A 22158-nucleotide genomic window follows, 5' to 3' on the forward strand; every position below is an offset into this window, starting at 1 on the left:
GAACAGCTATTACTGTTTGCGATAGGCCGGAGATACGCCACGCCGACGTTTGGCCTCGGCCAGCTTGGGATTCTCCGGCCCCTCGTTCGGCGGCAGCTGGCACAGCCACTCACCGATGATGCCGATGATCATGTCGGCAATGCAAATCACGGCCGACACCGCGCATTCGATAATCGCATCGTGGTAGAACGGCGCTTCGAAATGGCTGGCGCTCATCAGAATCTGCCCCACATACCAGCCTGCGAGCGCGGCACCCGCCAAGCCCAAAGCCTTGGACAATACCAGCGTGTTCACTGCGATGGTCGGGTTGATGAAGCTATGCGGACGCTTCTTCGGATCGGTGTTCGCATATTTATGTACTTGCAACGCCAGCAGCAGCACAATAATGCCCAGTACGGCAAGCAGTCCGGCCACTACCCACGGGGTGCCAATCAGCGACAATCCGGATTGCTCACCATATGAGGCGAGCGCCATGCCGGCCAGCAAACCCAGCACGGCACCAATCACGTACTGCCACCATGGTGTACGACGTACCTTCACAGCCATTCTCCTTGTGCTTTCGCCTGCAACACCTGTGCAGGCATCGCCCAGTAATTCAACGTCACTGACCCATAATCCAATTATCAGACAGCAGTCCAACCTGCCCGGCATCCGGCGCCATGGCAAGAAGGAACGAGACAGGCTCCAAACCCAGCGTGGCCTCGGGATCCATATCCATCCATGGTGCCAGTACAGACGCATGGTGTTTTGCGGACGGCCATGGCACGCGGCAGGTCGGCGTATCCGAGGTGACGCCATCCATATCGATCAGGTCGAGATCAACAAGACCCTCATGTGCCGCTTCGATGCTGCCCAGTGCCGCAATCAGGTCGGCGGCCGGCAGCTTGGTTTCAACCTGAACGACTGCGCTCAGCGCATCCGGACCGTCGAAATGACTCACATGGTATAGCGGGGAGATGCCTTGCACTTGATTGCCCGGGATGCTGTCGATGGACACAATCGCCTCGCGGAACAGTCGTTCCGCCTCGCGCGATGTGGAATCCATGGAAATCACGGCTTTACGGGATACCGGAGCAGGTGCTGTGGCAGGTGCCGAATCAGAATCCGGCACCTGTACCTGAGCAGCAGTCTGCGCATTGGTCTGCGTTGTGGTATCCGGGTCGTCATGCCCGCCCAGCATCCAATCCTCGCTGTCAAGCTTGACTGCGTCACGATCGGCCGCCGCAGCAAGCAAATCCGAAACCAGACCGCTATGAGCGCCGGCTAATCGGGCGTACGGATCCAACGCATTCCACGGTGCCAGCACGAAGGCTCGCTGCCATGCGCGCGGATGCGGCAGCGAGAGATCCGGATCGGCACTGCTGATGCCATCAAAATCGATGATGTCGAGGTCGAGCGGGCGGGAATCCCAATGATGTTCGCGATTGCGCCCATGTGCGCGTTCGATGTCCTGCAACGATGCCAAAAGCTCATGACTGCGCTGTGTGGTTTCCAGTTCCACCACCGCATTCAGAAAGTCCGGGGTGCCGTCCGCCATGCCCCACGCGGCAGTGCGGTACAACGGTGAAATGCCGGTGACTTGGGTGCCCGGCAGTCCGTCGATCTCTCGTACCGCCGCTCGCAAGGTGGATTTGACATCGCCCACATTGCCGCCCAGTGCCACGACCGCATGGTGCACGCCGTGCTGCGGCTGTGTACTCGGCACAGTGCGCCCGGCGGCATCTGCATTCACGTGCGTTTCGTGCACAGGAACCGCTGCGCCTTGTGCATCGCGTACGCGGCTGATGGATACCGCCACGTCCGCGAACGGTACGGTGATGGGTGCGTGCGGTTTGTGCACGGTGATATCGACTTTCGCAATCGGTTCGATGGCAAGAATGCGCTCGGCAATGCGCTGGGCAAGCTTCTCAATCAGATCCACATGCTCGCCCTCGATAACAGCCACGATATCTTTGGCCACGCGACCATAGTCGACGGTATCGCCGAGCGCATCGGATTGTCCTGCGGCAGCAAGGTCGAGATAGAGCGTGGCATCCACGATGAACGGCTGCGCGCGCTGATGCTCGAAATCGAGTACGCCATGTGTGCCGTTGGCGCTGACGCCGGTGAGTGTGATGGTGTCCATGTGGTTCGCGCTCCTATCTCTCGATGTCTTACCGTTCGCTGTATTTACGCCACAGATTGCCGGCAATGACTGCGGCGCGGCTCTTGGCAACGTCATGTACGCGTACTGCCCATGCGCCATGTTCGGCGCTCAGCGCGGACAGCGCCGCGGTCACATCGTCGCGCTGGTCCATCGTGGGCTCGGCGATGCCGTTGTCGGCCAGCAGCGCCGAAATGAAACGCTTGCGGGACTGACCAATCAACACCGGGTATCCGGTGGCGCGGAAGGTCTCGAGACCGGCCAGCAGCGGCAGGTTATGTTCGATGCCCGGCTTGGAGAAGCCCAGACCCGGATCGATGATAATGCGCTCAGGCTTAATGCCGGCCGCCAGCACGCCATCCACCTGACGCATCAATTCGTCATGTACGTCGGCCAACACGCCGTTCTTATAGACGGACGTGTCTTGATCGGGGTTGGCGCCCTTGGAGCCGGCCAACCAGCCACGCCAATGCTGCACGATGTACAGGCAGTCATGATCGGCTACCACATGCGGCAGGTCGTGGTCCAAGGTACCACCGGACACATCGTTGATGATTTGCGCGCCGCCTTCGAGCGCCGCGGCGGCTACCGATGCACGTGTGGTGTCGATGGACAGTATGGCACCGGCAGGGATCAGTGCGGCAACAGCACCGGTGATGCGCTTGAGCTCGTCTTCCTCAGAGACGCGCTTGGCACCGGGACGGGTGGATTCGGCACCGATGTCGATGATGTCCGCGCCGGCGTCCATCATGTCGCGGCCGTGCTGCGCCGCCTTGTCTGGGTCGAGCCAGAGGCCGCCGTCCGAGAACGAATCCTCGGTGATGTTGAGCACGCCCATCACCATCGTGTTCTGTACGTCGTGCAATGTCTGCAAATCAGTCATGTATTGGTTCCCCTTCTGTTTGTATGTTGTCTCTCCCCCACCCGGCTTCGCCGGGAGCCCCCCTCATCAGAGGGGGCCGAGTAAGGCTATCACCCAGTAGCGCCGGGAGCCTACCGGGGGCGGAGGTGTTATTTATCCAAGATCAGGCTCATGGCTTCGGCTCGGGTGGCGGGGTTGCGCAGCAGGCCGCGCACCGCGGACGTCACCGTGCGCGCGGATGACTTCTTGATGCCGCGCATCGACATGCACAGATGCTCGCATTCGGTCACCACAATCACACCGCGCGCACCGGCATAATCCACCAGCGCATCGGCAATCTGCTGGGTCAGGCGTTCCTGAACCTGCGGCCTGCGTGCATAGACCTCCACCAGACGGGCGAGCTTGCTCAAGCCCATCACACCGTCCTTGGCGGGGATATAGCCAACGTGGGCCACGCCATGGAATGGCAGCAGATGGTGTTCGCAGACGGAATACAATTCGATATCCTTGACCAGCACCAGCTCGTCGGTATCCACATCGAAGTGCTTTTCCAGTACATCAGCCGGCGATGCGTGCAATCCAGCGAATAATTCGCGGCCGGCCCGCGCAATACGGTCCGGCGTTTCCACCAGACCTTCGCGGTCAGGATCTTCACCGATCGACTTCAGGAACAGACGAACGGCCTCGCGCACGCCTTCTTCGTCGTAGGTGCCTACGTTCTCCTCAGTCATCTACTCTCCTCATATGATTCTCCGTGCTGTTACGTAGCTTCCATGTACCAGTGAATTGAGCAAGCCCGTGGTCTGGCTATGCAAGCAGCACAGTCAGACCACGGGCCTTTATTGCCTCAACAATCACTCACCGGGCTTGATGCCAGCCGAGCGCTTCAGGCTCTCAGGAATCTCAACCGGCGGTTTATCCGAGTCAGGGCGACGCTCATTGGACAGCCACACCGGGCGAACCGGCGCCTTCTTGATCGGCGCGAAGATCTGAGCGAGTTCCTTTTCGTTCAACGTTTCCTTGACCAGCAGCTGGCGAACCAGCTCGTCAAGAATCTCACGATTGTCGTTGATGATGTTCCATGCCTCGGTGTGCGCGGTTTCCACCAGCTTCAGCACTTCCTCATCAATCACTTCCGCAGTGCGATCGGAGTACTTGCGCGGCGCCAGACCGTCCATCACCGTGGTCTGATCATCGTCATCAGCCCACTTGATGGCACCAAGCTTATCGGAGAAGCCATATTCGACGACCATCGTACGGGCGATCTTCGTGGCCTTCTCGATATCGTTCGAGGCTCCGGTGGTGGGATCGTGGAACACGATTTCCTCAGCGGTACGGCCACCCATCGCGTACGCCATCTGATCCAGAAGCTGGTTACGCGACTGCGAGTAGCGGTCGGCGGTAGGCATCACTGCGGTGTAGCCGAGCGCACGGCCACGCGGCAAGATCGTCACCTTGGTCACCGGATCGGTGTTGTTGAGAGCCGCTGCCACCAGCGCATGACCACCCTCATGGTAGGCGGTGTTGCGCAGTTCCTCCAGAGCCATGCCCTTGGACTTGCGACGCGGACCGGCCTGCACACGATCGATGGCTTCGTCAATGGCTCGGTTGTCAATGAGCTGAGCTCCGGCGCGGGCGCACAGCAAAGCAGCCTCGTTGAGCACGTTGGCCAGATCGGCACCGGTGAAGCCCGGCGTACGCACGGCCACCATGTGCAGATCGACGTCCGGCACGAACGGCTTGCCCTTGGCATGCACCTTGAGGATTGCCTCGCGGCCTTCCAAATCCGGTGCGGCCACGCCCACCTGGCGGTCGAAACGGCCAGGACGCAGCAGTGCCGGGTCAAGCACATCAGGACGGTTGGTTGCGGCGATGATGATCAGGTTGGTGTCGTTGTCGAAACCATCCATCTCCACCAGCAACTGGTTCAGCGTCTGCTCACGCTCATCGTGGCCGCCGCCCATACCGGAGCCACGCTTACGGCCCACGGCATCGATCTCATCAATGAAGATGATGGCCGGAGCGTTCTTCTTGGCCTCATCAAACAGGTCACGCACACGGGATGCACCGAGACCCACGAACATCTCCACGAAGTCGGAGCCTGCCATGGCATAGAACGGCACGCCGGCCTCACCTGCGATGGCTCGCGCCAGCAGCGTCTTACCGGTTCCAGGAGGACCGTACAGCAGCACGCCGCGCGGAATGCGCGCGCCCAAAGCCTTGTACTTGGACGGATCCTTGAGGAAGTCCTTAATCTCCTCGACTTCGGCGAGCGCCTCATCTTCGCCGGCCACATCAGAGAACTTGGTGGTGGGTGTCTGGCCTTCGAGCAGCTTGCCGTTGTTCTTCTTGCCACCCATGCCGAGCATGCCACCGGCACCGCCCATGCGGCTCATCAGCCACCAGAACAATGCGAAGAAGATGATGAACGGCAGAATCGAGGTGATCAGATAGCTGAGCATGCTGGTCTGCTCGATGTTCGAGGTCCAGCCCTTTTCGAGATCACCGTCTTCCACGGCCTTGGCCACCTGCGCTCCTTGGGCGAAGGTGTAGTAGAACTGCACGTCCTTGCCGTAGTTGGTGATCTTGCCGGTATCCGGATTCTTCTTGGAGAAGTCATCCTTCAGCTCAAGGCGCACCACCTGCTTGTTGTCGGTGATCTCCGCATACGTGGCCTTGCCCTGCTTCAACAGCGCGAAACCATCCTTGGTGTCGATGGTTTTAGTGGCGCCGCCGGAGAACATGTTGAACATCAGCACGGCCATAGCCACAAGCACCGCGCCCCACAGCCATGGCGACTGCCAGACGGGGCGGTTCTCGTTGTTACCGCCGTTCTTCTTGTTGCCGTTGTCGTTGCGCTTGAACGGATTGGTGAACGGGTTGCCGTTATTACGGTTGTTGTTCGGGTTCGGGTTGTTTCCGTTGCCCGGCCCAGGTCCCTGGGGGAAGCTCATGCTTATTCTCCTTGGTAAACGGACGGCTTCAGCACCGCGATGGATTCGAGGTTGCGGTAGCGTTCGTCATAGTCGAGGCCGAAGCCCACAACGAATTCGTCCGGAATCTCATATCCCGGGTACTTCACATCCACGTCGACCTCGCGGCGGGAAGGCTTGTTCAGCAGTGCGAACACTTCCACCGAGGCCGCACCGCGACGCTTCAGTTCGTCAACGAGCCATGCGAGCGTACGCCCTGAATCGATAATATCTTCCACAATCAGAATGTGCCGGCCGCGAACATCGGCAGACAAATCCTGACGAACTGTCACCGTGCCGCTCGACTTGGTGCCGGCACCGTAGCTGGACAGGCTCATGAAATCGATTTGTACAGGAATGCTCAGTGCTTCGGTGAACGCCACCAGCGTGTTCACCGCACCCTTCAGCACTGCAACGACCAGCGGATTCTTATCGCGGTAATCATCGCTTACCCGCGCGGCCATCTCCTGGATTTTGGCATCGATCTGTTCTCTGCTGACCAGCTCGTGGTCAATATCTTCCTTAACGTCAGCGATTCGCATGCGCTCTATCTTGGCACACGCGAATGACGTGTTTCTTGCGGTTCGCTGAGTATCCTCTGGGAAGATTCACAGCTGACTGACCATGCCAGTCGGTGATGAGTCGGTCGATGGCTTCGATTTGTGCGGCGCTGGCTGTGATGGCAGCCTGGGACAAGGCATGAGCCAGCACGCGCAAACGAATCGACGGAACCTGATCGGCCAGCGCGCGCACGTCGAAGCTGACCATCATTGCACGCGTATCGGCGGTATCCGACGTATCCGAATCAGATGGGTCCGCGCTAAAACGTACGGCAGTGTGACTCACCGCATCCGCCTGTGCATCAAGGTATGCCTTATCCATGCGCATCAGTCGGGCGTTATCGGCGAAATGTCGCACGACATCACCGCCGGCGAACTGTGCGATGGCCGGCAGTAGATCATGCCGGATACGCGAGCGCAGCGGATAGGTGCGCGGCAGTGCCCCTTCCACGGCGTCGCCATTGGTGGGATCATCCCAGTATCGCAGTCCCAGATCAGCGCATATGCCGGTGGTGTCTTCACGGGTGAGGCTCAACAGCGGACGCACGAAACGCACCCCATCGCGGATGGTGGACGCCGGCATGCCGCATACCATGTCCAGCCCGCGGCCGCGCAGCAAGCCCAACAGTACGGTTTCCGCCTGATCATCCATCGTATGCGCCAGCAATACGCATGCTGCACCAAATTGCTGTGCTGTAGCGCACAGTTCACGGTATCGCACAGCTCTGGCCGCAGCCTCGGTGCCCTCCCCGTTCGCGCATACCTGAACATCGCGTATCAGCACAGGATCAAGGCCGATTGCAGCGCACACATCGGCAGCCTGCTGCGCCACCTGTCGCGAGTCAGGCTGCAGTTGATGATTGATGATGACGGCACCGCAGCGCAGTCCCAGCATGCCGCATACGATGTGCGAGACCTGAGCCAAGGCGATGGAGTCGCGTCCGCCGGAGCATGCCACCAGTACCAGTGGCGCTTGGGGAAGCGGCGCATGACTGCCATGTTTGCTGAATTCCGGCGACTGCCGCTCCAATCCAGCCTGGGCTAAAGCCTCGCGTACCGCGCCAACGGCTTTCCGCAGTCGAGGAGAATACGCCATACGATCCCTCGACCTTAGAGTCTCGCCAGTTTGGTAATGAACACGTTAATGGCGTTGCGTGCGGCTTCAATATCACTCGGATTATTGACCACTACGGCAAACACCAGCGCACCGCCATGAATACGGGAAATATTGCCGGTCATCGAAGTCACCGTGCCCAAACTGCCTGTTTTGACGCGCAACAGTCCCGCGACCTCATCATCGGTATACCGATTGGCTGCCGTACCAATCAGTCCTGCGATGGACAATCCCTCTGCGGCAGCAGTGCCACTGCCCGCGCCGAGATTATGCTGCTGCACAGCTGCCAGTGTGCGCACGGTGAGCTGGGAGCCCGGGGAAAGACCAGAGCAGTCGGCCATGGTGAGACCTGATGTATCGATGCCCAAGGATTCCAATTGCTCGCGTACCGCCTGCGTACCGCCTTCCGGGCTATTCGCCGCGCCGGACGTGGCCAATGCCGTGAGTCTGCCGAATTCCTCGGCCAGCGTGTTATCGGAATGGCGCAAGGTGAAGGCGAGAATCTCCTGCAGGGTCGCCGAGCTGACCGAAGCCACCGGGCTGACCGACTTGGGTGCTTCGGCGGCAACCGGTGCTCCCTCAACGGTAATGCCATTGTCGGTGAGCAGCTGTGCGAACGCTTCGGCGACATTCTGTGCCGTATGCTGCGAGAGTTCAGGGTAGCCGGATGAATCATCCGGATTGCTGGGTGCCGGCGTGGCAGCCGTATACTGCCGGCCACCGTCGATGGCCATGGAGGAGACCGGCGTGTAGTACATCGTGTAATCGCCATTCACCGCATCACCATCGCGCAGGCCCTGCGGGATGCGCGTATCGCCGAACAGCGTGTCATCATAGTTGAGCGTGATGGTGTTGATGCCGCGCTGGGTCAATGCCGCGGCCGTGGCTTGGGCCAAAGTGGCCAATCCCGCACGACCGTTGATATGCGTGGGGTCGGATTGCCCGGCGGAGAGCAGCATGTCGCCGTTGCCCTTCAACGTCACCGTTGTGGCGTTATTGGATGAGGTGATAAAGGTCTGCGTATCCAAGGTTGATGCCATGTTGAGCTTGGTGGAGGCCGCCAACGCGGTCAGGGTTTTCATGGTGGATGCCGGCTCACGCGGTGTGTCCGCCTCATGTTCGGCGGCGGTCAGCCCCTGCGCGTCCTGGATAATCACCGACGTATCCTGCCCCACGCCTTGTGCGGCGAGCAGCTCGTTCATCAGATCCGCTGCCCGCCCGGCGTCGATAGCCTTGCTGCGATCAAGCTGGGTGGCAATAACACCGCCGCTTTTGGCGTTCAACGGCGCGGCGAACATGGTGGTGTTCACCGGCTTCAGCGTCAGCAGCCCCGGCGCGATATCCGCAACGTCGGCCGCGCAATAGCCTACGAATACAGCCACCGTAAGCAATGCGGAAATCGTGACCGTAAGTCTGCGGCGCATCACCTGAGGGTTGACCGTCTTACGATGCCTCATGCCCGGTCTTGCCTTGGATGGCATGTAATTCATCCTTCCCTGACGCGTTTAATGCTGCAACGACGCGAATGAGTCGAGTGTGCGGACGATGGATAGCATCCGCGCATCCATCAGCTTACCGCCGAGCCATGTCCCCAGCGCCAGCATGCCGGCACCGTTGACGAGCGCGAGAGGAATCAGCACCCAGAACAGGGTGCCGATTACACCGGTAATGGCAAGGATGAGCGCAACAATACCCGTGGGCAGCATCAGCGCGAACGTGCCGATCAGATAGATGAACGGGAAGAATCCCTGCGCCGCCGCACGCCCTTGGGGCGAGGAGAACGGCTTGTCCATCGCAGGCACCGGGTAGAGGAACACCGTGGAGGTCACTTCCGCCAAGCCGATACCGCATAATGCCACGGCAATGCCCAACGTCCAGAACAGCAAAGCGAACAGTCGCCGCATTGGATGCGCCCAGTCGCCGGTGATGATCAACAGCATGACTCCCAGAACCAGCAGGTATATCAGAGCGATACTCGCGTAGATGCGTACGCGGCCGATTCGGTCTTTGACGCCGGGGACCGCGGCGATCGCCTGCATGGTGAAGCCGCGCCCGTCGTAGGCGATCCCATTGCTTTCCGCGATGGCCAACAGCCATCCAACCGTGATCAGGGAAGGCCAGATGGCCAGGCTGTCCCCGTGCGCCTGCACCAGGAAAATCACCACGAAGAACAATGGCATGATAAACAGCAGCGCTTGGCGGGGGTCGCGCTTGAGATAGGTGACTAGTCGCGCGGAGACGGCGCCGGAAATGGAATCCGGCATATGTCTAAACGCGCCAAGACCCGCGAAGGTCACCGTACGCGATGCCGCGCCAGCGACCTTACGTTCATGCCGCAAGCACCATGTGGATCCGGCAAAGCACACCATCCATGTGAGCGCCAGCACGGCAACCCGGCCGACCATGGCCAGCAGGTCTGCGCGTGCGGCGTCGAATGGCAACTGGAATGCCGCGCCAAACGGCGTCCAACTGGCCGCATTCGCCACTGCCAATAGTCCGGCGCCTCGTTGGGCCGCCGTGACGTTACGCAAAGCATCCGAGTTCACGATGATGTTCGGCAGTTGGCATAATACGACGAATCCCAGCACCGTAACGATGTAGAACATGGCCTTGCCACGTTTCGACGTGATCAAGGTGCTCAGCAGTGAGAGCAGCAGCTTGGACAGACTGACGATAGTGAACACGGCGAATACCGCCGATATCAGTGAGGTGATGATGACTGCGGCTCCCATGTGGCGGTATGCCAGTGTCCATGCCATCAGGGTGAGCATGCCGGTAATGGCCGGCAGCCCGCACATGCCGGAGAGCAACAGTCCGCAATGCAGCTGGCGATCCGGGATGCCGTACAGAGCGAACTTCCTCGGATTCATGCCGGAACCATCACCGAATATCATGAACTGGATGAACACCGTGGCGATAATGGCCACAGTGCCAACAATCACGGCAAAGCCTCGAAGGAAGGCGAACGGCCCGTAATCGGCGGGAAGCACGCCGCTGGCAGGCATATGATCCAGTCCACCGATGAACCATGCGCCCAACGCTGTGCCCAATACCACCGTTATCGCGGTGAGTACTCCGAGGATAAAGGCCACGGCCTGCCATGCCGACTTGCGCAGCACCGACCACGTCAACGCCCAGCGCAAGCGAATAAACAATGCCGCCGTACTCATGCGTCGGCCTTTCCGCCATCCAGCCATGCGAGATGCGCGGCCTCATGTCGGCCTCCCACGAGCTGGAGGAATCGGTCTTCCAGATCTTCACCGGCTGCCACCTGATCGATAGTGCCGGCGGCGCAGACCTGACCATGGTTAATCACCGCTACATGCGTGCACATCTTCTCCACCAACGCCATGACATGCGAGGAGATGATCACGGTACCGCCCGTGCGCGCATATTCGATAAGAATGTCTTTCAGGTTGGCGCTGGAGACCGGGTCCACTGATTCGAACGGCTCGTCCAGCACCAGAATGCGCGGGGAATGAATCATGGCGGATGCCAGACAGATCTTCTTGGTCATGCCGGCGGAATAATCGGTGACCATGGTGCTGGCTGCTCCGCCTAAATCAAAAGCGGCGAGCAGATCATGCGCACGGCTTACGGCTTCCGCCCGCTTCATGCCCCGTAGCATGCCGGCGTATACCAGCAGCTGGAGTCCCGTCAGACGGTCGAAAATCTGGTCGGGCTGCGGCATGACACCAATGATGCGCTTGGCTGTGTTCACATCCTGCCACACGTTGCGCCCCAGAATCATGGCGAGACCGGCATCCGGGGTCAGCAGGCCGGTAACCATGTTCAGCGTGGTGGTTTTACCAGCACCATTGGGACCAACGAGCCCATAGAACGAGCCTGCTGGAATGTCCAGTGACAGACCGTTGACGGCGATTTTGTTGCCGAACCGTTTGACTAGCCCGCGAATCGACACTGCGGCATGAGGATCAGGCGGCACTAATTGCGGGGGCACCGGCTGCGCTGCCGGTGCGGACACTGCCGGTGTCGGCAAGGCCTGTGGCATAGGGGCTGCAGGAAAATCGACATTTCCTTGAGGATTGTCTGTGCTCATAGTCCTACTGTAGACCATGAGCACAGGAATACTGGGACTGTTCGCTTAACGGCTCGCCTCCGGCCCAGCAATTTCGGACTCGCCTACGGCAAGACCCAAACCCACCTTCGCTCAGCTACCGCCTCACTCAGGCTGAGCCTACGAACAGCCCACTGGGCTGTTCGCTTAACGGCTCAGCCTTTATGCGTAATCGGTTTCCATTGGGCCTTGGCGAAGATGGCTTGGAAGGAAATCGGCACGTAGCTCAGCATGTAGATCGGGAAGCTCAGCACGTAGGCGAGCAGCTCCTTGTTCGAGGCGCCGATCTGATCGCGCTCCACAATAATGGTCAGAGCGGCGAGCGCCATCAAACCAAGCACGGACGTCACAATACCGCTCGACCAGCCCACCAGCGACTGCCATTGGCTGGCCCAACTGACGAATCCGAACGCGGCGAACAGTATGCCCATCAGGATACGCGCCACACCGAGCACAGTGAACGGGCAGAGCATCAGCGTGAAGTCGATGCAGGAGAAGTCACGCTCACGAACCGCGCGCTTGAGCAGCGCCGGCCCATAGTAGCGGAACACCTGCAGGAATCCCTTGCTCCAGCGCAGTCGCTGACGCCAGCTTTGCGCGAACGTCACCGGCTGCTCATCATAAAGGATCGCGTTGCCGCAGTATCCAATGCGATCGCCGTGCAGAATCGAATCCATCGTGAATTCAAGATCCTCGGTGAGCAGGTGGAACTTCCATCCCTTGTTCCGCTTCATCACATCACGGGAGAACATGAATCCGGTACCACCCACATGGCAGGAGGAGCCGAGAATCATACGGGAGTTGGAAAGGAATCGCGATTCACGGATGAACCAGAGCGCGGAACCTGAGGAGACCCAGTTATCAGCAAGATTCACCGAATTACGGTAGCTGGTCAGAATCTTGAATCCGGCGGAGAAGCCCTTGTTCATTTCCTCGAAATAGTGCTTGTCGAGCTTGTTATCCGCATCGAACACAAAGTAGGCGTCGTAATCGTCCGCCACCCCGGTGTCGAGCATGTGACCAAGCAGATAGGTCAGCGCATAGCCTTTGCCGACTTGCTCCATATTATGGCGCTCAAGCACATGGCATCCACGAGCGCGCACCACATCGGCGGTGTTGTCGGTGCAGTTGTCCGCCACCAGCCAGATGTCGATGAGTTCGGACGGGTATGTTTGCGCACGAATCGAGTCGATGAGGTTGCCGATCACGTTCTCCTCGTTTCTTGCGGAGATCAGCACGGCATAACGGTTGGTCATCGGCGCGTCCGGGAATCGTACCGGTTTGGCGAACAGGGACATCACAATGCATACGCCCTGATACACCATGCCGGCGCTACCGACGATGAACAGCAGTACGTCGAGTACGGTCAGTAACGTCATCAGCGCCACCCCGCTCTCGGATTGTCAGGTGAGGCGGATTTCTTGGCATCCGACTGGTTCACATCAGCTCCGTTCTTATCCACAGCTCTTGTGCGAGACTCCTCTGCCGATGGCTCGCCTGCGTTATTATCGTCGTTTTCATCCGTGCCGCGCAACCCTTGGACCAGCTTGCCTCCGCTCAGCACATGCTTCGGAATGGCCACCGTGGCGGATTCCTCATCATCCTGAGGCAACGGACCGCCTTGTTCCAAGGCGTACAGCTCGTGCTGCAGCTTGCGCAGTTCCTCATCCATCGGCACACGCTTGGTCGAGCCCTTGGCTGCGCGCGGCACATGCTCGCCAATCGGATGCAGCACATGCTCGCCGAACGCTTCGGAAGCCTCCACGATCTTGGACTTCTTCTCCGGTACCGGATCGTACATCAGCGGCGAATCCACCAACTCGTAGCGCCTGGTGTATGCGCGGAAAATCACCTGAATCGAAGCGGCGACCGGCAGCGCCAGGAAGGCGCCGAGCGCGCCGAACAGCGAGCCGAATGCGAGCACGGCGAGGAAGGCGAGAGCGGCATTGATATCCATGGTGCGCTGGGAGATGCGCGGGGAAAGAATCAGATTCTCAATCTGCTGGTAGACGATGATGAACACCAGCACGGCAACCGCATACGTCCAGCCGCGGCCGCCCCAGGCGAACAGTACCGGCAGCGCACCGCCGATGTAGGTACCCACTGTGGGGATGAACTGGGACACCACGCCACAGAACAGGGCCAACGGCAGCCAGTACGGCACTTGCAGCACTTCCAGGAAAATCGCCGTGCATGCGGCGTTGATCAACGCCAGAATCGAGCGGGAGAACAGGAAGGACGAGATCTGATCCTGCGCCACCGTCCACACCAGCAGGAATCGGCGCTGCGTGTTCGGAGCCAGCCAACGGCAGAACGAGCGACGCAGCTTCGGGCCTGCTGCGGAAATGTAGTAGGTGGTCATGATCACAGTCATGAGATTCAGCAGGAAACTCAACAAGCCGCTGACCGTGCTCATGGCGGTGCCGGCGAAGTCAGTGACCCAGGAGGTCTGGATATTATTGAGAATCTCCGAGCCAAGACTGTTGATTTCCGGCAGCTCGAACGTGCTGTACTGACCGATGAATTCGCGAATCTGCTCGTACATGGCCGGCAGGCCACTGATCATGGCGATGACCTGGGAGACGAACATGTTGCCGAACAGGGTGAGCAGCACGCAAATAATCACGGCAAGGCCAACCATGCCGGTGGCGGAGGCCACGCCACGCTTCCATCCATGCTTCACCAGCGCCAACACCAGCGGTTCGATGGCCAGCGCAATGAACAGGGAGATGATGATGTCCAGCACCAGATAGGAGATGCTGCCCCATGAGCGCCAGCAGAAGCTGAATACCACAATGCCGATGGCCACGTAGAGCAACGCGCGCCCGAACCATTCCGGAGGCCTGCGGGGATCGCCTTTGGCCGGGAACAGCGAGCCCAAATCAATACGGGTGTCTTCGCTTGCCGGGGTTGCGGATTGCGGTGTGGATTGCCTTGTGGTGGCTTCGGCGGTTCGACCGGAGCCTTGTTCGTTAGTATTGCGCGCGCTTTCGCTCATGGCTCCCCATTGTAGCGATAGGCTCGATGTAGGCCGCATGCCTCACAAAGTTCACCTTCCCGTTGCTTGCCGGCGTACACCCGCTTTTCTATTCTTGGAATCATGCTTACCGTTTCGATCATCATCCCAGCGTGGAACGAAGCCGAACGTATTCGCGATTGTCTGCTGAACGCCACCCGCCAGACTGTCATGCCTCACGAGGTGCTGGTGGTGGACAATCGTTCCACCGACAATACGTGCCAGATCGTGGAACAATTCATTGCCGAACATCCCGAGGCACCGGTGAAACTGCTGCATCAGGATGACGAGCAGGGTCTGATTCCCACCCGCAACTATGGGTTGAACCAGGCTACCGGCGATGTACTGGGTCGTTTTGACGCCGACTGCATGATTCGCCCGGACTGGGTGGAAGTGGTCAGCGGCATTTTCACCGAAGATCCGGAAGCGATGGGCGCCACCGGACCGGTGATGTATTACGACATGCCGTCGCGTCATTTCGGATTGCGTGGCGACAATTCGCTGCGCAAGCGCATTTATCGCGCCGACGGTGGCCAGCCGCTCCTGTTCGGCTCCAATATGGCGTTGCGCGCCACCGCCTGGCGGCAGATCGCCGATGAGGTGTGCCGTGATAAGGCCGATATGATGCATGAGGATATCGATATCTCGCTGCATCTGATGGGCAAGGATTTGAAAACCGTGTACTCGCCGCGTATGATCGCCGCCATGAGCGCACGTCGTATGGATACCTCGTTGAGCTCGTTCCGCAATTACATGCGTCGCTTCAAGAACACGTTCAACGCTCATCCGCAGCATTGGCGCAAGCACAAGCCGGAGATTCTGTTCACCGCCATGTATCCGGTGATGCACCTGTTCTACCCGGTGTGGCAGAAAGTGTTGAACTCGGCGGATATCAATCCCGCTGAGGCCGCATGGGTCAACGAGCAGATGGAACTCGCCGAGGCGCAAGGCAAGAAGCTGTACGCTGAAACGCCCACGGACGAGGAGTGGGACGCCAAGCACGAGTAGTTCTGCTGCCACTGTTGCCACTCTCTACCGTGTGGTTATGAAAAATGGCTCTATTCCACGAAAAGCGCGGAATAGAGCCATTTTTCATGTACTCCACCGTGAGAGTTGACCACACGGTGGAAATGATTACATCAGCGACTTGTAGATGGCGAGGATGTCTTCTTCCGTGGCTTTACGCGGGTTGCCCGGAGTGCACACGTCGTTGAAGGCGTCGTGGGCCAGCGGCGCAAGGTCGGCTTCGGTGGCACCGACTTCGGAGATGGTGGTCGGGTTCTTCAAGTCCACAGTCAGCTTGTGGACGGCCTGCACGGCCTCCTCGCGAACCTTCTCAAGGTCGCCGGTGTACGCATCCTCAACACCGAAGGCATCGGCGATGTCACGGTACTTTTCGCCGGTGAAGTCCTTGTTGTATTCCATGACCGGGGCCAGCAGGATGCCGTTGGCAACACCGTGGGCCACGCCGAGGCGACCACCCAGCGGGTGAGCCATGCCATGCACCAGGCCGAGGCCAACGTTGGAGTAGGCCATACCGGTGATGTAGGAGGCGTATGCCATCTGCTCGCCGGCGGGGATGTCGCCATCGGCGGACTTGGCGAGGTTCTTGGCGATCATGCGAATGGTCTGCATGGACAGGCAATCAGACAGGCTCCAGGCGCCCGGGGTGATGTAGCCCTCGATGGCGTGGGTCAGGGCGTCAAGGCCGGTGGCGACCTTCAGGCCACGCGGCATGGAGTCGGTCAGGTCCGGATCCACGAAGGCGACGATCGGGATGTCGTGCGGGTCGACGGCCACGAACTTACGCTTGTTGGCGGTATCGGTGATCACGTAGTTGATGGTGGTCTCGGATGCGGTGCCTGCGGTGGTCGGCACGCCGAAGATCGGAACGGACGGGTTCTTGGTGTCCGCCACGCCCTCAAGGGAGAGCACGTCGGAGAACTCCGGGTTGGCGGTGATGATGCCGATGCCCTTGCAGGTGTCCTGCGGGGAGCCGCCACCCAGACCGATCAGGAAGTCTGCTCCGGATGCGGCGAACTTCTCAACGCCGTCCTTGATGCATTCGACCGGCGGGTTCGGCTTGACGTTGGAGAAGACCTCGTACGGCAGTCCGGCCTCATCGAGAACCTTGGTGACCTTCTCTGCGGTACCGGTTTCCAGCAGTACCGGATCGGTGACGATGAATGCCTTGGTGAAACCGTGCTGCTTGGCAACAGCCGGAATTTCCTTGATGGCGCCGCGGCCAAAGTATGCGGTCTGGTTGAAAATCATGCGATAAACCATCAGTGCTCTCCTTTTGAGCTCGTACCTGTTATTAACCATTCGTTCATTGAATGGTCTCACGGTTCCTCAGTTTAGCGCGTTTGTGAACGTTAACCTGATAACACGCTGACAGATATTTCAGGACTAGGATATGGACACGGTTGGGAGTCTCTATTCGCCTACATTGAAATCGAGGTGGAACACATGGCGAACGGCAAGTCAATGACCGTTGCGGAAATGGTCGAACTCTTCGTGGATCGCTCGGCCCCAGTGCGTGTGGATGCATTCGATGGCTCGCATTTCGGCCCCAGCAATGCGGATCTCAAGATTCGCATCACCAGCCCCAACTGCATGTATCAGCTGTTGGCGCATCCGAATGAAATCGGCGTGGTTCGCGCCTATGTGCTCGGCGATTTCGACGTGGAAGGCATCGATTACGCCGACCCCTACCCCGCCATGCGCAAGCTGATCTCCCTGGCCAAATACGTCAAACCCATCACACCAGTCTCCTTCGCACGCGTCTCAGCGGGTATTTTGAGCCATGGTTTCAAGAAACCGCCGGTGCCTTTCACCGAGGGACCGAGCAAGTTCGCACGCATCAAGCAGGGATTGATGCCGCACACGGAAAAAGCCGACTCCGAAACGGTCAGTTTCCACTACGACATGTCCAATGAGTTCTATGCCGACTTCCTGGGACCATCCATGACCTACACCTGCGCGGTGTTCGATGATGAGCAGATGAGTCTGGAAGATGCACAGGCCAATAAGCTGCGTCTGATTCTCGACAAGCTGGGATTGCAGCCGGGCGAACGACTGCTGGATATCGGCTGCGGCTGGGGATCGATGGTCATTACCGCGGCACGCCGTGGCATCAAGGCACTTGGCGTTACACTGTCCAAAGAACAAGCGGCGTACGCGAACGAATGGATTGCGCGCGAAGGACTGGAGGATCTCGCTGAAGTGCGCGTGCAGGACTACCGCGAAGTTCCCGAGCGCGATTTCGATGGCATCTGCTCCATCGGCATGATGGAGCACGTGGGCACCAAGAACTACCAGAGCTACTTCGAGGAGATGTTCCGACTGTTGAAGCCTATGGGGCGTCTGCTCAATCATCAGATCACCATCAGTCACGACAAGCCGAACGGCAAGCCCGGTACCGACGAGTTCCTCGACCGATACATCTTCCCCGACGGCGATCTCGGCGCTCCCGGATTCATTGAATCCTGCATCCATGATGCCGGCTTCAATGTGGTGCATCAGGAGAATCTGCGCCAACACTACGCGCTGACCCTGCATCACTGGAATAAGAACCTGTCCGAGCATTGGGATGATGCAGTCAAGCAGGTCGGATTCGAGCGCGCCAAGGTCTGGGGCCTGTACATGGCCGCCTGCGCTTTGAATTTCGAGCTTGATGGCATTCAAATCCACCAGTTCCTCGCAGTCAAGCCCGATCGCGTTGGTCATCCGGACGGCAAATGGTACCCACTGCGTCCATGGTGGAAAGCCTGACCACAGTAAATACAGCGCGCACTATGCACTAAGGAAGGCATCATGAGCAGCAGCACATGGGATGTCAGCGAATCACCGGCAGCGGCTTCGACATCAGCACCAGCGAGAAAGCCGGTCCCGTTGTCGAAACCCCTGTGGGTACAAGGCAGCCCCGACGTAGCCAAACATGCCGCATGGGCGGAACGCGCAAGCGGTGGATTCGGCTTTGTGATGGGTGTTATCGGCATTCTTGTGCTGCTGTGTTTCATCATCACCGGAATCGGTGGCATCCAGTACCGCATTGGAACCATGTGGCACACTCACCATGGCGACGATCCCTATATCGTGGTCACGGCGACCGACGTGGTGCTTATTCTCCTATGCATACTGTTCATCGCCTTTCCCGCACTCTTTATCCTTTCGATGATTTGGACGTACATCGATAACACCAAAAATCGCATCGCGAAGAGGAAGTTCCAGTCGGATCCTCGGACGCTGGGCGTACGCACCAACGTGTTCGATCCGGATATCGTCTTCGTGTCGGCGCCGGATAAAGACGATCATGATAACGGCACGGATGAGTTCAACATCCACACCATCATTTTCCAACCGACGACTACGTTCCCGGATTTCCGTATGTTGGCTTATGTTCCCACCGATATGTGGAAGCAGTACTCCGGCGCTCGGATTCCGCGCAATCCCAGCGGCATTCGTAAGTGCATGGCATGGCTCACGCTACGCATCTACGGCGCGCGCATCGGCATTGTGGACATTGAGCCAATTGATGCCGAACAAGTCATCAAAGCCTATGATCGCAACGGCAGGGATGCCGAAGGGTTCGAATACCCGGATACTGCCGGAACCGAACTCGATTCCGGCAGATATCTGATTCGCGGCTCGGCGCGTTCGCACTTCGGCTTTGACTTCTAAGACTGCTTACCGACGATCAAATCGCCATCCTTGTACGTGCAACGCGGGTCGAGGTAGCCGGCTGTCTGGTCTTTCTCGATGCTAGGCTGTCTGGACTGCATAGGCATCGGAGACGCGGGTTGCACACCTTCGATGCGCAGGCGGCCGGCTTCCAACCGAATAGTCAGGAACACCGGCTCAGCGTTCTTCGGTTCCGCATACACGCGAATGGTCCCCGAATCGTTGACGTGAAAGATAATGCGCTTGATCTCATCACTGTATTCAGTGGGATCGGTATCGCCCCATTCGGTTTCCTCCCAATCCGGGCATGCTTTCACCGTGACGCCGAGACGGTGCGCGGCAACGCCGACCAAATCCGGATCCGTCTTTTTGAAGTCATCTGAGGATATCCATAGCGTAATCATGGCGGGAAGAATCACCAGCATCACGATGGCGATGGTCTGATCGATGGGGAATGGCGGATCTCCGTGGAAATACGTCAAATCAAAGCTCTTATCAACGCCCAGCGCGACATAGAGGATGAACAGAATGAATACGCCTACCAAAGCGCACAGAACGAACTCTACAATCATTCCAACAATAATCGGACCGACTTTCTTCTTCGCCGTATCATGAATCCCCGGAATCCATACACCTTCATTACCGATACGTGATTGCTGCCCCGCCAAATCAGACTGTTCCATCTGCCGTAACCCCTTTTTCGTTCGATACATTCATTATCGAACACAACACCGTTCGATAGCGGATGGGTGGATGAACAGACAGCGAACAATACCGGCACAATCCGGCACACCAACTCGAACGATACCCTGGCCTACTGCGCTGCCGCCGAATGTGCAGCATCCATGCAGACTCGCTCGCGAATATGCAAAAACCTCGCAAGCCTTGAAATCATTGGCCTACGAGGTTTCTCGTGGTGGCTCCGAACGGCGTCGATCCGTTGACCTAGCGATTTTCAGTCGCTCGCTCTACCAACTGAGCTACAGAGCCATTGAATAGTCTCACTTGAACCAAGCTGACCATCCAAGCGACCCCGGCCGGACTTGAACCGGTGACCTCCGCCGTGACAGGGCGGCGCTCTAACCAACTGAGCTACGGGGCCGTGTTGTTTGCCTTGCAACAGACAACAGATAGATATAATACTGACTTTCCAAGCTTACGCAAATCTCGGCGTGTCTATTGATATTCTGCCGTTTTGCCACCATCATCAATCGTCATCCCGCACTCTCCCTCAAACAATCCGCCTCGCAGTGAGCCCCGCAGCGAACAGGTCAGACATAGCGGGTGGCACAATAGACCCATAAAGAGACCCATAATCAGAAAGCATCAAGCATACTGACTAGGCATACTGACTAGGCATACTGACTAGGCACACTGTACGAAAGGCCAATTCACCATGACCGACCTCCAGCCACCGGTTGAACCTGCTGTCGCGAACACCGCAACGCGCACACCTGCCGACGCACCGGAGCACCCCATCCATAAGGTGCTCTCATTCGTGCGTCGCTCAGCACGACTTGACACCCGCCTGCAGCGCGCATGGGACAACTACGCCGACACCTATCTGCTGGACATCGCCGCCGGCAACGCCCGACTCGACGTGCGCGAGGACTTCCGCCTCACCAAGGACTTCATCACGTCCACCTGGGGCAACAACAACCCCTTGATTGTGGAGATCGGCACCGGGCAGGGCGAGAATGTGGTTGCCGCGGCCGCCGCGCACCCGGACACCAACTTCCTGGCCCTCGAGGTCTACGACCCAGGCGTGGCACATACGCTGCTGCTCGCCGGCAAACAGCAGCTCACCAATATTCGCATCGCCCAAGTGAATGCCGCCGAGCTGTTTAAGGTCACCGAACCAGGTGCCATCGCAGAAGTCTGGACGTTCTTCCCTGACCCATGGCCCAAGAAGAAGCATCACAAGCGCCGCATCGTGCAGCCGGAGCTTGCCGGCAACATCCATAGCGCACTCGTCAGCGGCGGCGTGTGGCGCATCGCCACCGACATTGAGGATTACGCCCTGCATGTGCACGAGGTCATGGATCAGCTGGCCGGCTGGAAGAACATCGGCACCATCACCGCCAGCCTGCCGCTGGAGCATGTGGGCAAAGGCAACGCCGATCTGGCCGCCGACATGCCGCACGCCGACTTCCCCGAATCCGAGCGCTTCGCCGGACGTGTGCTCACCAACTTCGAGAAGAAAGGCCTGGATGCCGGCCGAGTCATCCACGACTTCACCTATCGGGCGGTAGCGCTCCAGTAACTCCAGTAAAGCAGCTCCAGTAAAGCATCCCCGCCGCAGGACGCAGGTGCATCGTGCAGGTGCATTGTGCAAGCGCATTGCAACCATCACCGCACCTGCGTCCCACAAAACCCAGCAATTCCAATACGACACGCCGTAAGGCTCTCCGGATTTGCACGGACGGCCGACCGTCACTATAGTAAAACGAGTTGTCCGCCCCCATCGTCTAACGGTTAGGACACCAGACTTTCAATCTGACAACGAGAGTTCGACTCTCTCTGGGGGTACTCACCGGCTCCGGGTTCCACGAGGTATCGTAGCCCGGAGCCTTTTGTTTCCAACGGTTTCAGGCCGCCAGCTTGGGTTATAGGCCAAAATGTGTGTCTGAGGGGTTAGTCGTTTGACTGCCATTGGACTCGTGTGTGGAAGTCGTTCCAGTCGATGCCGGCCCCGTATCGCGTGGGAATGCCGAACGTCTCGTACGTGCC

The 22158-nt window shown here is 58.8% G+C and carries 18 protein-coding genes and 3 tRNA genes; 5 read left to right on the top strand and 16 right to left on the bottom strand.

The features are described from left to right. Positions 1-9: 9 nt before the first annotated feature. The 12 genes from JS530_RS06220 to JS530_RS06275 form a co-directional block, all read right to left on the bottom strand. The gene (locus tag JS530_RS06220; protein WP_214376347.1) at positions 10-540 is read right to left on the bottom strand and encodes a DUF3180 domain-containing protein; all 531 of its coding nucleotides are present in this window, start codon (positions 538-540) and stop codon (positions 10-12) included. Positions 541-601: 61 nt separating this feature from the next. Further along, positions 602-2125, bottom strand: a complete 1524-nt coding sequence (gene folK, locus JS530_RS06225; RefSeq protein WP_214376306.1) for a 2-amino-4-hydroxy-6-hydroxymethyldihydropteridine diphosphokinase — start codon at positions 2123-2125, stop codon at positions 602-604. A gap of 28 nt (positions 2126-2153) precedes the next feature. Beyond that, entirely contained in the window at positions 2154-3026 is an 873-nt protein-coding gene (gene folP, locus JS530_RS06230) for a dihydropteroate synthase (protein WP_214376307.1), read from the bottom strand. Between the two features lie 128 nt (positions 3027-3154). After that, positions 3155-3736 carry a GTP cyclohydrolase I FolE gene (gene folE / locus JS530_RS06235; protein WP_152208864.1) on the bottom strand — a complete coding sequence of 194 codons (582 nt, stop codon included), beginning with the start codon at positions 3734-3736 and terminating at the stop codon, positions 3155-3157. Positions 3737-3859: 123 nt separating this feature from the next. Continuing rightward, a complete protein-coding gene (ftsH, locus tag JS530_RS06240; protein WP_214376308.1) occupies positions 3860-5959 on the bottom strand; it encodes an ATP-dependent zinc metalloprotease FtsH in 2100 nt (699 codons plus the stop codon). 2 nt (positions 5960-5961) lie between these two features. Continuing rightward, complete coding sequence (gene hpt / locus JS530_RS06245; RefSeq protein ID WP_214376309.1) at positions 5962-6519, bottom strand: hypoxanthine phosphoribosyltransferase; 558 nt, start codon at positions 6517-6519, stop codon at positions 5962-5964. Then, positions 6506-7633: a tRNA lysidine(34) synthetase TilS gene (gene tilS, locus JS530_RS06250; RefSeq protein ID WP_214376310.1), complete on the bottom strand. Its 1128-nt coding sequence runs from the start codon at positions 7631-7633 to the stop codon at positions 6506-6508. Before tilS ends, hpt begins: the two co-directional genes overlap by 14 nt. A gap of 14 nt (positions 7634-7647) precedes the next feature. After that, positions 7648-9132, bottom strand: coding sequence for a D-alanyl-D-alanine carboxypeptidase/D-alanyl-D-alanine endopeptidase (dacB, locus tag JS530_RS06255; protein WP_214376311.1), 1485 nt, complete (start codon positions 9130-9132; stop codon positions 7648-7650). A 24-nt stretch (positions 9133-9156) separates the two neighbouring features. Then, positions 9157-10821, bottom strand: a complete 1665-nt coding sequence (locus JS530_RS06260) for an ABC transporter permease (RefSeq protein WP_214376312.1) — start codon at positions 10819-10821, stop codon at positions 9157-9159. Continuing rightward, a complete protein-coding gene (locus JS530_RS06265; protein WP_240541121.1) occupies positions 10818-11663 on the bottom strand; it encodes an ABC transporter ATP-binding protein in 846 nt (281 codons plus the stop codon). Before JS530_RS06265 ends, JS530_RS06260 begins: the two co-directional genes overlap by 4 nt. 221 nt (positions 11664-11884) lie before the next feature. Beyond that, on the bottom strand, positions 11885-13108 hold the full coding sequence (locus tag JS530_RS06270) for a glycosyltransferase family 2 protein (RefSeq protein WP_214376314.1): 1224 nt from the start codon (positions 13106-13108) through the stop codon (positions 11885-11887). After that, entirely contained in the window at positions 13108-14727 is a 1620-nt protein-coding gene (locus JS530_RS06275) for an AI-2E family transporter (RefSeq protein ID WP_214376315.1), read from the bottom strand. Before JS530_RS06275 ends, JS530_RS06270 begins: the two co-directional genes overlap by 1 nt. A gap of 102 nt (positions 14728-14829) precedes the next feature. Between JS530_RS06275 and JS530_RS06280 the strand changes: the two genes are divergently transcribed. Continuing rightward, on the top strand, positions 14830-15753 hold the full coding sequence (locus tag JS530_RS06280) for a glycosyltransferase family 2 protein (protein ID WP_214376316.1): 924 nt from the start codon (positions 14830-14832) through the stop codon (positions 15751-15753). 126 nt (positions 15754-15879) lie between these two features. On the opposite strand, the gene fucO is transcribed toward JS530_RS06280, so the two are convergent. Beyond that, positions 15880-17031, bottom strand: a complete 1152-nt coding sequence (gene fucO, locus JS530_RS06285) for a lactaldehyde reductase (protein ID WP_033892020.1) — start codon at positions 17029-17031, stop codon at positions 15880-15882. Between the two features lie 183 nt (positions 17032-17214). Between fucO and JS530_RS06290 the strand changes: the two genes are divergently transcribed. Both JS530_RS06290 and JS530_RS06295 read left to right on the top strand, forming a co-directional pair. Beyond that, positions 17215-18519: a class I SAM-dependent methyltransferase gene (locus JS530_RS06290; protein WP_214376317.1), complete on the top strand. Its 1305-nt coding sequence runs from the start codon at positions 17215-17217 to the stop codon at positions 18517-18519. Positions 18520-18561: 42 nt separating this feature from the next. Then, positions 18562-19428 (top strand): hypothetical protein, encoded by an 867-nt coding sequence (locus JS530_RS06295; RefSeq protein WP_214376318.1) that lies wholly within the window; start codon positions 18562-18564, stop codon positions 19426-19428. Here the strand turns inward: JS530_RS06295 and JS530_RS06300 are convergent. The 3 genes from JS530_RS06300 to JS530_RS06310 form a co-directional block, all read right to left on the bottom strand. Continuing rightward, on the bottom strand, positions 19425-20111 hold the full coding sequence (locus JS530_RS06300) for a hypothetical protein (RefSeq protein WP_214376319.1): 687 nt from the start codon (positions 20109-20111) through the stop codon (positions 19425-19427). The two genes, JS530_RS06295 and JS530_RS06300, sit on opposite strands and share 4 nt — an antisense overlap. 231 nt (positions 20112-20342) lie before the next feature. Further along, a tRNA-Phe gene (locus tag JS530_RS06305) sits at positions 20343-20418 on the bottom strand. 38 nt (positions 20419-20456) lie between these two features. Beyond that, positions 20457-20530 (bottom strand) — tRNA-Asp (locus JS530_RS06310). 294 nt (positions 20531-20824) lie between these two features. On the opposite strand from JS530_RS06310, the gene trmB reads away from it, so the two are divergent. Then, complete coding sequence (trmB, locus tag JS530_RS06315) at positions 20825-21691, top strand: tRNA (guanosine(46)-N7)-methyltransferase TrmB (RefSeq protein ID WP_214376320.1); 867 nt, start codon at positions 20825-20827, stop codon at positions 21689-21691. Positions 21692-21885: 194 nt separating this feature from the next. Further along, positions 21886-21957, top strand: a tRNA-Glu gene (locus JS530_RS06320). Positions 21958-22158 lie beyond the last annotated feature (201 nt).

Source organism: Bifidobacterium colobi, from assembly GCF_018555455.1.
In the GTDB taxonomy this organism is placed as follows: domain Bacteria; phylum Actinomycetota; class Actinomycetes; order Actinomycetales; family Bifidobacteriaceae; genus Bifidobacterium; species Bifidobacterium colobi.